The sequence below is a fragment of the Enterobacter sp. ODB01 genome, assembly GCF_001623605.1.
GTDB lineage: Bacteria > Pseudomonadota > Gammaproteobacteria > Enterobacterales > Enterobacteriaceae > Enterobacter > Enterobacter kobei.
Map to the genome: position 1 here is coordinate 2,134,825 of NZ_CP015227.1, position 13,547 is coordinate 2,148,371.

At 53.2% G+C, this 13,547-nt stretch carries 12 protein-coding genes; 6 read left to right on the forward strand and 6 right to left on the reverse strand.

Annotated features, from left to right (window positions below):
- Window positions 1-5: 5 nt before the first annotated feature.
- Window positions 6-1,154, reverse strand: coding sequence for an N-acetylglucosamine-6-phosphate deacetylase (gene nagA, locus A4308_RS10195; protein WP_032637190.1), 1,149 nt, complete (start codon window positions 1,152-1,154; stop codon window positions 6-8).
- A gap of 55 nt (window positions 1,155-1,209) precedes the next feature.
- Window positions 1,210-2,010 carry a glucosamine-6-phosphate deaminase gene (nagB, locus tag A4308_RS10200; protein ID WP_008501061.1) on the reverse strand — a complete coding sequence of 267 codons (801 nt, stop codon included), beginning with the start codon at window positions 2,008-2,010 and terminating at the stop codon, window positions 1,210-1,212.
- Between the two features lie 327 nt (window positions 2,011-2,337).
- Here nagB and nagE point away from each other — a divergent pair, with 327 nt between their 5' ends.
- From nagE to chiQ, 4 genes are all read left to right on the forward strand, one after another.
- Window positions 2,338-4,290: a PTS N-acetyl glucosamine transporter subunit IIABC gene (gene nagE / locus A4308_RS10205; protein WP_045134261.1), complete on the forward strand. Its 1,953-nt coding sequence runs from the start codon at window positions 2,338-2,340 to the stop codon at window positions 4,288-4,290.
- Window positions 4,291-4,469: 179 nt separating this feature from the next.
- A complete protein-coding gene (glnS, locus tag A4308_RS10210; protein ID WP_023332403.1) occupies window positions 4,470-6,137 on the forward strand; it encodes a glutamine--tRNA ligase in 1,668 nt (555 codons plus the stop codon).
- A 447-nt stretch (window positions 6,138-6,584) separates the two neighbouring features.
- The gene (chiP, locus tag A4308_RS10215) at window positions 6,585-7,982 is read left to right on the forward strand and encodes a chitoporin ChiP (RefSeq protein WP_014883015.1); all 1,398 of its coding nucleotides are present in this window, start codon (window positions 6,585-6,587) and stop codon (window positions 7,980-7,982) included.
- 47 nt (window positions 7,983-8,029) lie between these two features.
- Complete coding sequence (chiQ, locus tag A4308_RS10220) at window positions 8,030-8,356, forward strand: ChiQ/YbfN family lipoprotein (RefSeq protein ID WP_014883016.1); 327 nt, start codon at window positions 8,030-8,032, stop codon at window positions 8,354-8,356.
- Window positions 8,357-8,493: 137 nt separating this feature from the next.
- Here the strand turns inward: chiQ and fur are convergent, their stop codons facing one another.
- The 4 genes from fur to ybfF form a co-directional block, all read right to left on the reverse strand.
- Entirely contained in the window at window positions 8,494-8,940 is a 447-nt protein-coding gene (gene fur / locus A4308_RS10225; protein ID WP_003858655.1) for a ferric iron uptake transcriptional regulator, read from the reverse strand.
- A 287-nt stretch (window positions 8,941-9,227) separates the two neighbouring features.
- Window positions 9,228-9,758 (reverse strand): flavodoxin FldA, encoded by a 531-nt coding sequence (gene fldA / locus A4308_RS10230; RefSeq protein WP_008501067.1) that lies wholly within the window; start codon window positions 9,756-9,758, stop codon window positions 9,228-9,230.
- A 155-nt stretch (window positions 9,759-9,913) separates the two neighbouring features.
- Entirely contained in the window at window positions 9,914-10,201 is a 288-nt protein-coding gene (ybfE, locus tag A4308_RS10235) for a LexA regulated protein (protein ID WP_014883017.1), read from the reverse strand.
- 128 nt (window positions 10,202-10,329) lie between these two features.
- Entirely contained in the window at window positions 10,330-11,103 is a 774-nt protein-coding gene (gene ybfF, locus A4308_RS10240) for an esterase (RefSeq protein ID WP_063308509.1), read from the reverse strand.
- A gap of 183 nt (window positions 11,104-11,286) precedes the next feature.
- On the opposite strand from ybfF, the gene seqA reads away from it, so the two are divergent.
- The gene (gene seqA, locus A4308_RS10245) at window positions 11,287-11,835 is read left to right on the forward strand and encodes a replication initiation negative regulator SeqA (RefSeq protein WP_014883019.1); all 549 of its coding nucleotides are present in this window, start codon (window positions 11,287-11,289) and stop codon (window positions 11,833-11,835) included.
- Between the two features lie 24 nt (window positions 11,836-11,859).
- Window positions 11,860-13,500 (forward strand): phosphoglucomutase (alpha-D-glucose-1,6-bisphosphate-dependent), encoded by a 1,641-nt coding sequence (gene pgm / locus A4308_RS10250; RefSeq protein ID WP_014883020.1) that lies wholly within the window; start codon window positions 11,860-11,862, stop codon window positions 13,498-13,500.
- Window positions 13,501-13,547 lie beyond the last annotated feature (47 nt).

Genomic DNA, 13,547 nt, shown 5'->3' on the forward strand with positions numbered 1-13,547 from the left:
TTTACTTACTCAGTGACGACCTCGTTACCATTAACGATGGTCTTAATAATTTTATAATCGTGTGTGAATGCCGTCAGGTTTGCAACCATACCCGGTGCAATTCCGCCAAGCTGTTTATCCACGCCGATTGCGCGAGCCGGATAAAGGGTAGCCATACGCAGGACTTCATCAAGCGCAATCCCACAGTGCTCAACCAGGTTACGCACCCCTTCAATCATGGTTAAAGAGGAACCGCTCAGCGTACCGTTTTCATCCACACACAGTCCATTGCGGTAGTATATTGTTTTACCGGCAAAAATGAACTGCTCAATATTTGCACCTGCTGGTGCAGTGGCATCGGTAACCAGGCAAAGCTTGTCACCTTTCAGGCGCTTGGCATTACGAATGTTGGTGTAATCCACGTGCATACCATCAGCAATAATGCCGCAGTAGACGTCTGGCTCGTCCAGAATCGCCCCGACCAGACCCGGTTCGCGACCGGTGATATAAGGCATGGCGTTGTAAAGGTGCGTGGCGAAGGTAATGCCCGCGCGGAAGCCCGCTTTGGCTTCTTTCAGCGTGGCGTTTGAGTGCCCTGCTGAAACCACAATCCCGGCGGCAGCCAGTTTGCTGATCACGTCAGTGCCGGTCATCTCTGGTGCCAGCGTCACTTTAGCGATCACATCGGCGTTCGCACACATGTAGTCGACCAGTTCAGCGTCAGGCTTGCGCACGTAATCCGGGTTATGGGTGCCTTTCTTCACGATATTCAGCCATGGCCCTTCCAGGTGCAGACCGAGCGCCTGATTAGGATGTTTGGCGAGGTATTCGCGCATCACGCGGATACCCTGTTTCATCAGGTCATCACTGCTGGTGATGAGCGTTGGCAGATAGCTGGTGCAGCCCGATTTCTCGTTGGCTTTCTGCATGATTTCCAGCGTTTCAACCGTCACCGCCTCGGCAGTGTCATTGAATTGCACACCGCCGCAGCCGTTCAGCTGTACGTCGATGAAACCGGGGGAGATTACTGCTCCATTGAGTGAGCGCTGTTCAATCCCTGGTGGCAGCTCTGCCAGCGGACAAACACGTTCAATCAGGCCATTGGCGATAACAATCGCATGGTCATCCAGAATTTCGTGGCCGGTATAAATCCGACCGTGGGTTAAAGCGTACATAACGACCCCCGGTTAAAAAAAGCGGCCGCCTCTTAAAGAAGAGGCGGTTAATCAATTACAGACCTTTGATGTTCTCGGCTTCTAACTCGTTGAAGTATTTCAGCGTTTTCACTTTCAGCTCCATCGTGGACGGTTCGTCGCAGACGATGACTGATTTTGGATGCAGCTGCAGGCAGCTGATGGTCCACATGTGGTTAACGTTGCCTTCAACGGCAGCCTGGAGCGCCTGCGCTTTCACGCCACCCAGCACCAGAATCATCACTTCTTCGGCATCCAGTAGGGTGCCTACGCCAACGGTCAGGGCGTATTTTGGAACCTGGTTCACATCACCGTCAAAGAAGCGGGAGTTTGCCACGCGGGTGTCATGGGTCAGCGTTTTAATACGCGTGCGGGAAGCCAGAGACGATGCCGGCTCGTTAAACGCGATATGACCATCGTTGCCCACGCCGCCCATAAACAGGTGGATTTTACCGTAAGAACGGATTTTTTCTTCGTACTGACGGCATTCTGCGTCAATATCAGGCGCATTTCCATTCAGCAGGTTAATATTTTCCGCTGGGATATCAACGTGATCAAAGAAATTCCGGTGCATAAAGCTATGGTAGCTTTCCGGGTGGTCTTTTGGCAGGCCGACATATTCATCCATATTGAAGGTCACAACATGTTTGAAGCTAACCTGGCCCGCTTTGTGCATTTCAACCAGGGCTTTATACGCCGTCAGCGGAGTACCGCCGGTTGGCAGGCCAAGAACGAAAGGACGATCGGCGGTAGGCTTGAAGGCATTAATGCGGTTAACGATATGGCGAGCGGCCCATTTACCGACTTGCTCAGCAGTTGCCAGGGGAATCAGTCTCATTGTTCACCTCAAGAGTTAAAGTAGAAGAGTGGGCGGATGGCTACCGGAACCTGATACTTAAGCGTAACCTGGAACCTATCAGGCTGGATCAATCCGTCTTGATTTTTTGAATGATAAAATAAGTTTTCGCTGTTAGCCAGTGAAAGGGAGGGCTTAATACGATATTTGGTGACAAAAATCACAAAAAATGGGTGTTTAATTTGCGATACGAATTAATTTTTCACACACTCACACTGCCAGTGAATTATCGACGGTACTTATCGTTAGCAACACAATAAAAACATAGTTAATGCGCGAGCCTGGAAAGGGTCTCGTAGGGGGAATAGGATGAATATTTTAGGTTTTTTCCAGCGCCTCGGTAGGGCTTTGCAGCTCCCTATCGCCGTGCTACCGGTTGCAGCGCTGCTGCTGCGATTCGGGCAACCCGATCTTCTCAACGTGCCGTTTATCGCCCAGGCTGGCGGCGCAATCTTTGACAACCTGGCGCTGATTTTCGCCATCGGCGTTGCTTCCAGCTGGTCTAAAGACAGTGCAGGGGCCGCAGCGCTGGCAGGGGCGGTCGGTTACTTCATCCTGACGAAAGCGATGGTAACGATTAACCCGGAAATCAACATGGGCGTACTGGCGGGTATCATTACCGGTCTGGTCGGCGGTGCGGTATATAACCGCTGGGCAAACATCAAGCTGCCAGACTTCCTCAGCTTCTTTGGTGGCAAACGCTTCGTGCCAATCGCGACCGGCTTCTTCTGTCTGGTTCTGGCCGCGATCTTTGGCTACGTTTGGCCGCCAGTGCAGCATGCTATCCATGCGGGCGGCGAGTGGATCGTCTCTGCGGGTGCGATGGGTGCGGGCATCTTCGGCTTCATTAACCGTCTGTTGATCCCAACCGGTCTGCATCAGGTTCTGAACACCATCGCCTGGTTCCAGATTGGTGAGTTTACCAATGCGGCGGGTACCGTTTTCCACGGCGACATTAACCGCTTCTACGCGGGTGATGGCACCGCGGGCATGTTTATGTCCGGCTTCTTCCCAATCATGATGTTTGGTCTGCCGGGCGCTGCGCTGGCCATGTACCTGGCTGCGCCGAAAGCGCGTCGTCCAATGGTCGGCGGTATGCTGCTGTCAGTCGCCATTACCGCATTCCTGACCGGTGTGACCGAGCCTCTGGAATTCCTGTTCATGTTCCTGGCTCCGCTGCTGTACCTGATGCACGCGGTGTTAACCGGTATCAGCCTGTTCGTGGCGACTCTGCTGGGCATCCATGCGGGCTTCTCCTTCTCTGCAGGCGCGATCGACTACGTGCTGATGTACAACCTGCCAGCGGCAAGCAAGAACGTCTGGATGCTGGTGGTGATGGGGGCGGCCTTCTTCGTTATCTACTTCGTTCTGTTCAGCGCGGTTATTCGTATGTTTAACCTCAAAACGCCGGGCCGCGAAGATACCACTGATGACGTCGTGACCAGTGAAGCCAACAGCAATACCGAAGAAGGTTTAACTCAGCTGGCAACCAGCTACATTGCCGCAGTCGGCGGTACCGACAACCTGAAAGCCATTGATGCCTGTATTACCCGTCTGCGTCTGACCGTGGGTGACTCCGCTCGCGTAAGCGATGCAATGTGTAAACGCCTTGGCGCATCTGGCGTCGTTAAACTAAACAAACAAACTATCCAGGTTATCGTGGGCGCCAAAGCGGAATCCATCGGTGACGAAATGAAGAAAGTGGTTGCGCGTGGCCCGGTCGCAGCGGCAGCAGCTGACAGCGCACCTGCGGCAACGGCGACTCCGGCCGCGAAGCCACAGGCCGTACCTAACGCCGTGACGGTGGCGGCTCTGGTCTCTCCGGTAACGGGTGAGGTCGTTGACCTTGAACAAGTGCCTGACGAAGCGTTCGCCAGTAAAGCGGTAGGCGACGGCGTGGCGGTGAAACCAACGGACAAAACCGTCGTCTCTCCTGCTGCGGGTACTATCGTGAAGATTTTCAACACCAACCACGCGTTCTGCCTCGAAACCGAAAACGGCGCGGAGATTGTTGTCCACATGGGCATCGATACCGTTGCGCTGGAGGGTAAAGGCTTTACTCGTCTGGTGGAAGAGGGCGCTGAAGTGGTGGCCGGGCAGCCGGTTCTGGAGATGGATCTGGACTTCCTGAACGCCAATGCACGCTCCATGATCAGTCCGGTTGTTTGCAGCAACATCGACGACTTCAGTGGCCTGGTTATTCAGGCAAAAGGTCAGGTGGTTGCAGGTCAAACGCCACTGTATGAGATTAAAGGCAAGTAATCGCTCCTGAGTAGAGTCATGCCTTAAGCGGCGGGGGATATCCTCCGCCGCTTTTTTTTGCAGCAAATGCCCCCATTATTTTCATCTGATACGTATTTTCCGTAACTAAGGGTTGTCACTACGTCCGGCTTATAAGATCATATGCCGTTATACGTTGTTTACGCTTTGAGGAATCCACGATGAGTGAGGCTGAAGCCCGCCCGAGTAACTTTATTCGTCAGATCATCGATGAAGATCTGGCCAGTGGTAAGCACACCACGGTGCATACCCGCTTCCCGCCGGAGCCGAACGGCTACCTGCATATTGGTCATGCGAAATCCATCTGCCTGAACTTTGGCATTGCGCAAGACTATCAGGGGCAGTGCAACCTGCGTTTCGATGACACCAACCCAGTAAAAGAAGACATCGAATACGTTGAGTCCATCAAGAACGACGTGCAATGGCTGGGCTTCAACTGGTCTGGCGATATCTGCTACTCCTCTGACTATTTTGATCAGCTGTACGCTTACGCGGTTGAGCTGATCAACAAAGGTCTGGCGTACGTCGATGAACTGTCCGCGGATGAAATCCGTGAATACCGCGGTACGCTGACGCAGCCTGGCAAAAACAGTCCGTTCCGCGATCGCAGCGTGGAAGAGAACCTGGCGCTGTTTGAAAAAATGCGTGCGGGTGGTTTTGAAGAAGGCAAAGCCTGTCTGCGTGCCAAAATCGACATGGCTTCTCCGTTCATCGTGATGCGCGATCCGGTGCTGTACCGCATTAAGTTTGCTGAACACCACCAGACCGGTAACAAGTGGTGCATCTACCCGATGTACGACTTCACCCACTGCATCAGCGATGCGCTGGAAGGCATTACCCACTCGCTGTGTACGCTTGAGTTCCAGGACAACCGTCGCCTGTACGACTGGGTGCTGGATAACATCACCATCCCTGTGCATCCGCGTCAGTACGAGTTCTCTCGTCTGAATCTGGAATACACCGTGATGTCCAAGCGTAAGCTGAACCTGCTGGTGACTGACAAGCACGTTGAGGGCTGGGACGACCCGCGTATGCCGACCATTTCTGGTCTGCGTCGTCGTGGCTACACCGCTGCTTCTATTCGTGAGTTCTGCAAGCGCATCGGCGTGACCAAGCAGGATAACACCATTGAAATGGCGTCGCTGGAGTCCTGCATTCGTGAAGACCTCAACGAAAATGCCCCGCGCGCGATGGCGGTTATCGACCCGGTAAAACTGGTTATCGAAAACTATCCTCAGGGTGCGAGTGAGCTGGTTGCCATGCCTAACCATCCGAACAAACCGGAAATGGGAAGCCGTGACGTACCGTTCAGCGGTGAAATCTGGATCGACCGCGCTGACTTCCGTGAAGAAGCCAACAAGCAGTACAAGCGTCTGGTGCTGGGTAAAGAAGTCCGTCTGCGTAACGCTTACGTGATCAAAGCCGAGCGCGTAGAGAAAGATGCAGAAGGGAATATCACCACCATCTTCTGTTCATACGATGCCGAAACGCTGAGCAAAGATCCTGCCGATGGTCGCAAGGTGAAAGGCGTTATCCACTGGGTAAGCGCTTCTCACGCGCTGCCGGTAGAAATCCGTCTGTACGATCGTCTTTTCAGCGTGCCTAACCCGGGTGCGGCGGAAGACTTCCTGGCGACGATCAACCCGGAATCTCTGGTGATCAAACAGGGTTATGCTGAGCCATCGCTGAAAACAGCTGAAGCAGGTAAAGCGTTCCAGTTCGAGCGTGAAGGTTACTTCTGCCTGGACAGCCGTTACAGCACTGCGGAAAAACCGGTATTTAACCGTACCGTCGGTCTGCGTGACACCTGGACCAAGATCGGCGAATAATAACGCCGCTCTGGTCAATGAGAAACAAACGCCGCTTATTGCGGCGTTTTTTTTATTAATGATCATATCGTTAAAGTGGCGTTGTAAAAATGTCCGCCGTTATTTTTGGTCAATGTGGTGCTACTTATTTTTTTTAAAAAAGTTTGTCTGTTTTTGAAAATGGCAAATTTCGCAAAATACGCGATTTTTAATGTTCTGATACCCTGAAATACGCTGCTATACCCCCGCCAAATCACGCTTTCGGCCAAATGTTACAAAGCACTACCAATTATGTGCACTTCGTCATAATCCTGACTTTTGCCTGATGAAAAGCATTGATAATTCGCGTCGCGAAAAATAACCTAAAGACGGTAGTTAATTCGAGGGTATTTATAACTACCCCTGACCGCCTGGTCTTTTTTATTTTCGCCGTTTTAGGCGCTTTAATTCGTCAAAGAGGAATAATCTATGCGTACGTTCAGTGGCAAACGTAGTGCGCTGGCGCTGGCTATTGCCGGTGTGACAGCAATGTCTGGCCTGGTTGTTACACCTGAGGCGAAAGCTGCGGGTTTCATCGACGATTCTACCCTCACGGGCGGCATCTATTACTGGCAGCGTGAACGTGACCGTAAAGACGTCGCCGAAGACAAATATAAAACCAACCTTTCTCACTCCACCTGGAACGCCAACCTGGACTTCCAGTCAGGCTATGCCGCAGATATGTTCGGCCTGGATATCGCTGCATTCACCGCGATCGAAATGGCGGAAAACGGCGACAGCGGCCACCCTAACGAAATTGCCTTCTCCTCCAGCAACAAAGCTTACGATGAAGACTGGTCCGGTGATAAGAGCGGTATCAGCCTGTACAAGGCCGCAGCGAAATTTAAATACGGCCCGGTCTGGGCGCGTGGAGGGTATATTCAGCCAACCGGCCAGACGCTGTTAGCACCACACTGGAGCTTCATGCCAGGTACCTATCAGGGTGCAGAAGCCGGGGCGAACTTTGACTATGGTGATGCGGGTGCGTTGAGCTTCTCCTATATGTGGACCAACGAGTATAAGGCTCCATGGCACATTGAAATGGACAAGTTCTACCAGAACGATAAGAAAACCAAAGTCGATTATCTCCACTCGCTGGGCGCGAAATACGACTTTAAAAACGATCTGGTACTGGAAGCCGCATTTGGTCAGGCGGAAGGCTATATCGATCAGTATTTTGCTAAAGCCAGCTACAAATTTGATATCGCAGGAAGTCCGCTGAGCACCAGCTACCAGTTCTATGGTACGCGTGACAAGGTCAGCGATGGCGGCGTCAACGACATTTATGACGGCACCGCGTGGCTGCAGGCGCTGACTTTCGGCTATAAAGTGGGCCAGGTTGATTTACGCCTGGAAGGGACATGGGTGAAGGCGGAAGGGCAGCAGGGCTACTTCCTGCAACGTATGACGCCAACTTACGCGTCATCTAACGGTCGTCTGGATATCTGGTGGGATAACCGCTCAGACTTCAACGCCGATGGTGAAAAAGCGGTCTTCTTCGGCGCAATGTATGATCTGAAAAACTGGAACCTGCCGGGTTGGGCAGTGGGCGCTTCTTACGCTTACGCCTGGGACGCAAAACCTGGCGACATGGCCACGCCGGATGCGTACTACGATCCAAACTATCGCCTGAAAGAGTCCTCCTACAGCCTGGATGCTATCTATACCCTGCAGGATGGGCGCGCGAAGGGCACGATGTTCAAACTACACTTCACTCAGTATGACAACCACTCCGATATCCCGAGCTATGCGGGCGGTTACGGCAACATCTTCCAGGATGAACGTGACGTGAAATTCATGGTTATTGCCCCATTCACCATCTTCTGATGAATCTTCCGGCGGGTTAAGGCCCGCCGGACCGGAGACTGCACATGATGAAAAAAATCGTAATTGTCGCGATGCTTGCATCGGGGCTGGTGGCCTGCGCTCAGCCTCAGGCACCGAAGGAAGATTCCAGGCTGAAGGAGGCTTACAGCGCCTGTATTAATACCGCACAAGGCTCGCCGGAGAAAATTGAAGCCTGTCAGAGCGTACTGAATGTGCTGAAGAAAGAGAAGGCGCATGAGCAATTCGCGACGCAGGAGAATATTCGTGTGATGGATTATCAAGCCTGTATCCAGGCGCGTAAAACGGGTAACGATCAGGAAGTCGCGAAGCGTTGCGATAAGATCTGGAACGAGATACGCAATAACAATAATTAAGTTGCTTTACGCCCGGTGGCGCTGCGCTTACCGGGCCTACAAAGGCGTCATAGTCCGTAGGCCCAGGCGCAGCGCCACCGGGCTTTTTAAGGCAAAAAAAAGCCAGCCTTACGGCTGGCTCAGAGTATGAACGTGACTTATTTTGCGTCGTGCGCGTGTTCATTTTCGCGGCAATCACCTTCAGCGCAGTGACCATACAGGTACAGGCTGTGGTTGGTCAGGCGGATGCCATGACGAGCGGCGATTTCACGCTGACGCGATTCGATGGAATCATCGCTGAATTCAATGACCTTGCCGCAATCGAGGCAGATCAGGTGATCGTGGTGATGCTGCTGGGTCAGTTCGAATACAGATTTACCGCCTTCGAAATTATGACGGGTAACAATGCCCGCGTCATCAAACTGGTTCAGCACGCGATAAACGGTGGCCAGACCAATCTCTTCACCCATGTCGATAAGACGTTTATAGAGGTCTTCCGCACTGACATGGTGGTTGTCTGGACCCTGAAGCACTTCGAGGATTTTTAACCGAGGAAGCGTTACTTTCAGGCCAGCCTTCTTTAATGCGGTATTGTTGTCAGTCATGCGGAATCTGTCCTGTTGCTAAACGATTCACTTCTGAAAGAAGTGACAGAAAATGCACCTTGGATATTGCGTCTCATTATAGAACTGCCACGGCTAAATGAAAACTGCAAGTCTCAGGCAAAGTATGCTTATAAAAATGGGGTATCACCGACAAACTTGTGAAATGAAAACCACATTTTACCAGGGAAACATTGTACAGGTCTGAGCGAAAAAGTTAAAAGTTTGTAGCAATTAATTTAATCGGTTTTACCTGGAAAACGGGCGCAACCGCCGTTGCGCCGCGAAAATCAGGCGTTGAGAATATCGTCCAGGTGCAGTTCTTCACGGATCTGCTTAACCCACTTCTCTACGCGCTCAGCGGTGAGCTCAGGCTGACGGTCTTCGTCGATGGCCAGACCCACGAAGTGATCGTCATCGGCAAGACCTTTGGAGGCTTCAAAGTGGTAACCGGCAGTGGGCCAGTGACCGACAATAACGGCGCCGTTCGGCTCAATGATGTCGCGGATGGTGCCCAGCGCGTCGCAGAAGTACTCGGCATAGTCTTCCTGATCGCCACAGCCAAACAGGGCAACCAGCTTGCCGTTGAAGTCCACCTCTTCCAGCGTTGGGAAGAAATCATCCCAGTCGCACTGTGCTTCACCGTAGTACCAGGTTGGAATACCCAGCAGCAGAATGTCGTAGCCCTCGAGATCTTCTTTGCTGCTCTTGGCGATGTCATGCACATCAGCAACGTCTTTACCGAGCTGTTTCTGAATGTTTTTTGCGATATTTTCGGTATTGCCGGTATCACTGCCGAAGAAAATGCCGATGATTGCCATGAGTAAAATAACCTCTTGAAACTTAATGGTATGGTGGCGCAATTCGGCCACGGATAAGGGCAATAATAGCAGAACAGGCAACCCTGCGGAAACCGCTATCGCGCAGGACTGCACTCTGTGCTACATGAAAAGGGTAAAAAAGGGGTTTTTCAGACTTATGCCTGGCTGCGCAATGTCTCAAGCTGGGCGATCAGCATCTCTTCAATGAGCTCGCTGCGGCTGATATTACGCGCTTCCGCCAGCTCGTTAAGCGCATCGACAGCGTCAGCGTTGAGCTTCAATTCGACACGCTTAAGCCCACGATTTTTATCGCGTTTAAGCTGGTTGCGTTTATTAATACGCAGCTGTTCGTCGCGCGAAAGCGGATTCGTTTTCGGTCGTCCCGGTCGACGCTCATTCGCGAACAGATCTAGTGTCGTACGGTCCGTTTGTTCTTTGGCCATGATTCAGAGACTTCGGGGGAAACAAGCCGCCCTGCTAATGCCCGGGCGATAAGCGCGCCATCATACATCAGCAAAAACGGCACGCCAACGACTGGAAGCCCGTCGTCTTCCAGTCGCTCTCTTTTTAATCAATTTGCCGTATCAGTGAGATAGCGACGAATGGCGCGCAGGACTGCATCAGGTTTTTCCGCATGTACCCAATGCCCGGCACCGGCAATTACATGGGCGCGCGCCTGCGGGAATTGTGCCAGCAGCGTGTCGCGGTAAGCATCAGTAACGTAAGGCGAGTTACCGCCACGAATGAAGAGGGTAGGATGCGGCCAGGCGGGGACGGCCTCCCAGCCCACGATGTTATTATACTGGTCCCACAGCACCGGGACGTTAAAACGCCATTGCCCCTCAACAAACGACTTCAGCAGGAATTGCACCACGCCTTCTTCATCAAGATGCTCACGCATCACGGCTGCTGACTGCTGACGGGTGGAAACGCCGGCCTCCGTCACCGCATTAATTGCCGCGAAGATCTCATCGTGACGGCGAACGTCGTAATCCACTGGGGCGACATCAATCACCACCAGCCCGGAAATTCGCTCAGGGGCCAGTGCCGTGAGCGCCATGACCGCTTTGCCGCCCATCGAATGCCCGATGAGGGTCACTTTCTGCAGGTTGTGGGCGTCGAGCGTATCCAGAAGATCCTGCGCCATTGCCGCGTAGGTCATCTCGTCTGCGCGCCCGGAAAGTCCGTGGTTGCGCATATCGACCTGTAAAATATCGTGATCGGTAACCAGATCGCGCGCCAGCACGCCCAGGTTATCCAGGCTGCCAAAAAGTCCATGAACCAGTACGATGGGAGAATTATTGTTCGGCGATTGTGCAGTTTGCGCTCGGGTATTCAATTTCATGGCAAAGTTCTTTTTTTACGTTTGTCAGGTTAGGGTATCATGTTGACCATTCTGCCGCCCGGCCGCAAGGTTCCAGTTTAATCTGACTTTTGCCGCCAACCTGGTTTGACGCTATCCGCTGTTGGGATTTGACCTTATAATCCCAATGACTTGTATTCAGATAAGATATCGCACTGGATTAAGATGAAAACAATCGAAGTTGATGACGAACTCTATCAGTATATTGCCAGCCAAACGCGGCATATCGGGGAGAGCGCGTCCGACATTTTACGGCGCATGCTTAAAATTTCCGCCGCTTCACAGCCTGCTACCCCAGTCACCAAAGATGTCGTGTCTCAGCCGAGCGTTGTTGCACAAGCAAAGCCTGCCGTGACGCCGGTAAAAGATAAAGTACGCGCGATGCGCGAGCTGCTGCTGTCCGACGAGTATGCGGAGCAGAAAAAGGCGGTTAACCGCTTTATGCTGGTGCTGTCTACACTTTACTCCCTGGATAACAAAGCGTTTGCTGAAGCGACCGAGTCGCTGCACGGTCGTACTCGCGTCTATTTCGCGGGTGACGAGCAAACGCTGCTGCAAAATGGCAACCAAACCAAACCTAAACATGTCCCTGGCACCCCATACTGGGTGATCACCAATACCAATACGGGCCGCAAGTGCAGCATGATTGAACACATCATGCAGTCCATGCAGTTCCCGGCGGAATTGATTGAAAAGGTTTGCGGTACAATTTAACCCTTGCATCAGAAGGACCCGGTAATGGCAAATCACAGCCGTGCAGGCCAACCTGCACAACAAAGCGATTTGATTAACGTCGCTCAGCTGACCGCGCAGTATTACGTGCTGAAACCGGTCGTGGGCAACGCAGAACACGCAGTGAAGTTTGGTACATCTGGTCACCGCGGCAGCGCGGCGCGCCACAGCTTTAACGAACCGCACATTCTGGCCATTGCTCAGGCCATTGCGGAAGAGCGCGCTAAAAACGGCGTTACCGGTCCGTGCTACGTGGGGAAAGATACCCATGCGCTGTCTGAACCGGCGTTCATCTCTGTGCTGGAAGTGCTGGCGGCAAACGGCGTCGACGTGATTGTGCAGGAGAATAACGGCTTCACGCCAACGCCGGCGGTGTCTAACGCTATCCTGGTGCACAACAAAAAAGGTGGTGCGCTGGCTGACGGGATTGTTATCACGCCATCCCACAACCCGCCGGAAGACGGGGGCATTAAATACAACCCGCCTAACGGTGGCCCGGCAGATACTAACGTCACCAAAGTGGTAGAAGACCGCGCAAACGCGCTGTTGGCTGACGGTCTGAAAGGCGTGAAACGCATCTCTCTGGATGCGGCAATGGCGTCCGGTCACGTAAAAGAGCAGGATCTGGTTCAGCCGTTCGTGGAAGGGCTGGCGGATATCGTCGATATGGCGGCGATTCAGAAAGCAGGCCTGAAGCTGGGCGTGGACCCGCTGGGCGGCTCCGGTATCGAGTACTGGAAACGCATTGCCGAGCATTACAAGCTGGATCTGACCATCGTGAACGATCACGTCGATCAGACCTTCCGCTTTATGCACCTGGATAAAGACGGCGCGATCCGTATGGACTGCTCCTCCGAGTGTGCGATGGCGGGCCTGCTGGCGCTGCGCGACAAATTCGATCTGGCGTTTGCGAACGACCCGGATTATGACCGTCACGGTATCGTCACCCCTGCCGGGCTGATGAACCCGAACCACTATCTGGCTGTGGCGATCAACTACCTGTTCCAGCATCGTCCGCAGTGGGGCAAAGAGGTGGCTGTCGGTAAAACGCTGGTCTCTTCCGCGATGATCGACCGCGTGGTCGACGCGCTGGGCCGCAAGCTGGTGGAAGTGCCGGTGGGCTTCAAATGGTTTGTTGACGGTCTGCACGACGGCAGCTTCGGCTTCGGTGGTGAAGAGAGCGCCGGGGCATCCTTCCTGCGTTTCGACGGCACTCCATGGTCAACCGATAAAGACGGTATCATCATGTGCCTGCTGGCGGCGGAGATCACCGCGGTCACCGGTAAGAACCCGCAGGAACATTACAACGACCTGGCGGCACGTTTTGGTGCGCCAAGCTACAACCGTATTCAGGCGAGCGCGACCTCAGCCCAGAAAGCGGCGCTGTCTAAACTCTCTCCGGAGATGGTCAGTGCTAACACCCTGGCAGGTGATCCGATCACCGCGCGTCTGACGGCTGCACCGGGTAACGGCGCGTCTATCGGCGGGCTGAAAGTAATGACCGACAACGGCTGGTTCGCTGCACGTCCATCCGGTACGGAAGACGCGTATAAAATCTATTGCGAAAGCTTCCTCGGCGCTGAGCACCGTCAGCAGATTGAGAAAGAAGCCGTAGAGATTGTCAGCGAAGTGCTGAAGAACGCGTAAGTGCGTTATCGGTGCGGGCTGATGCCCTCACCCCGGCCCTCTCCCAC

Coding starts and splice junctions, on each gene's coding strand:
- nagA (WP_032637190.1), bottom strand. CDS start 1,154: ATGTACGCTTTAACCCACGGTCGGATTTATACCGGCCACGAAATTCTG.
- nagB (WP_008501061.1), bottom strand. CDS start 2,010: ATGAGACTGATTCCCCTGGCAACTGCTGAGCAAGTCGGTAAATGGGCC.
- nagE (WP_045134261.1), top strand. CDS start 2,338: ATGAATATTTTAGGTTTTTTCCAGCGCCTCGGTAGGGCTTTGCAGCTC.
- glnS (WP_023332403.1), top strand. CDS start 4,470: ATGAGTGAGGCTGAAGCCCGCCCGAGTAACTTTATTCGTCAGATCATC.
- chiP (WP_014883015.1), top strand. CDS start 6,585: ATGCGTACGTTCAGTGGCAAACGTAGTGCGCTGGCGCTGGCTATTGCC.
- chiQ (WP_014883016.1), top strand. CDS start 8,030: ATGAAAAAAATCGTAATTGTCGCGATGCTTGCATCGGGGCTGGTGGCC.
- fur (WP_003858655.1), bottom strand. CDS start 8,940: ATGACTGACAACAATACCGCATTAAAGAAGGCTGGCCTGAAAGTAACG.
- fldA (WP_008501067.1), bottom strand. CDS start 9,758: ATGGCAATCATCGGCATTTTCTTCGGCAGTGATACCGGCAATACCGAA.
- ybfE (WP_014883017.1), bottom strand. CDS start 10,201: ATGGCCAAAGAACAAACGGACCGTACGACACTAGATCTGTTCGCGAAT.
- ybfF (WP_063308509.1), bottom strand. CDS start 11,103: ATGAAATTGAATACCCGAGCGCAAACTGCACAATCGCCGAACAATAAT.
- seqA (WP_014883019.1), top strand. CDS start 11,287: ATGAAAACAATCGAAGTTGATGACGAACTCTATCAGTATATTGCCAGC.
- pgm (WP_014883020.1), top strand. CDS start 11,860: ATGGCAAATCACAGCCGTGCAGGCCAACCTGCACAACAAAGCGATTTG.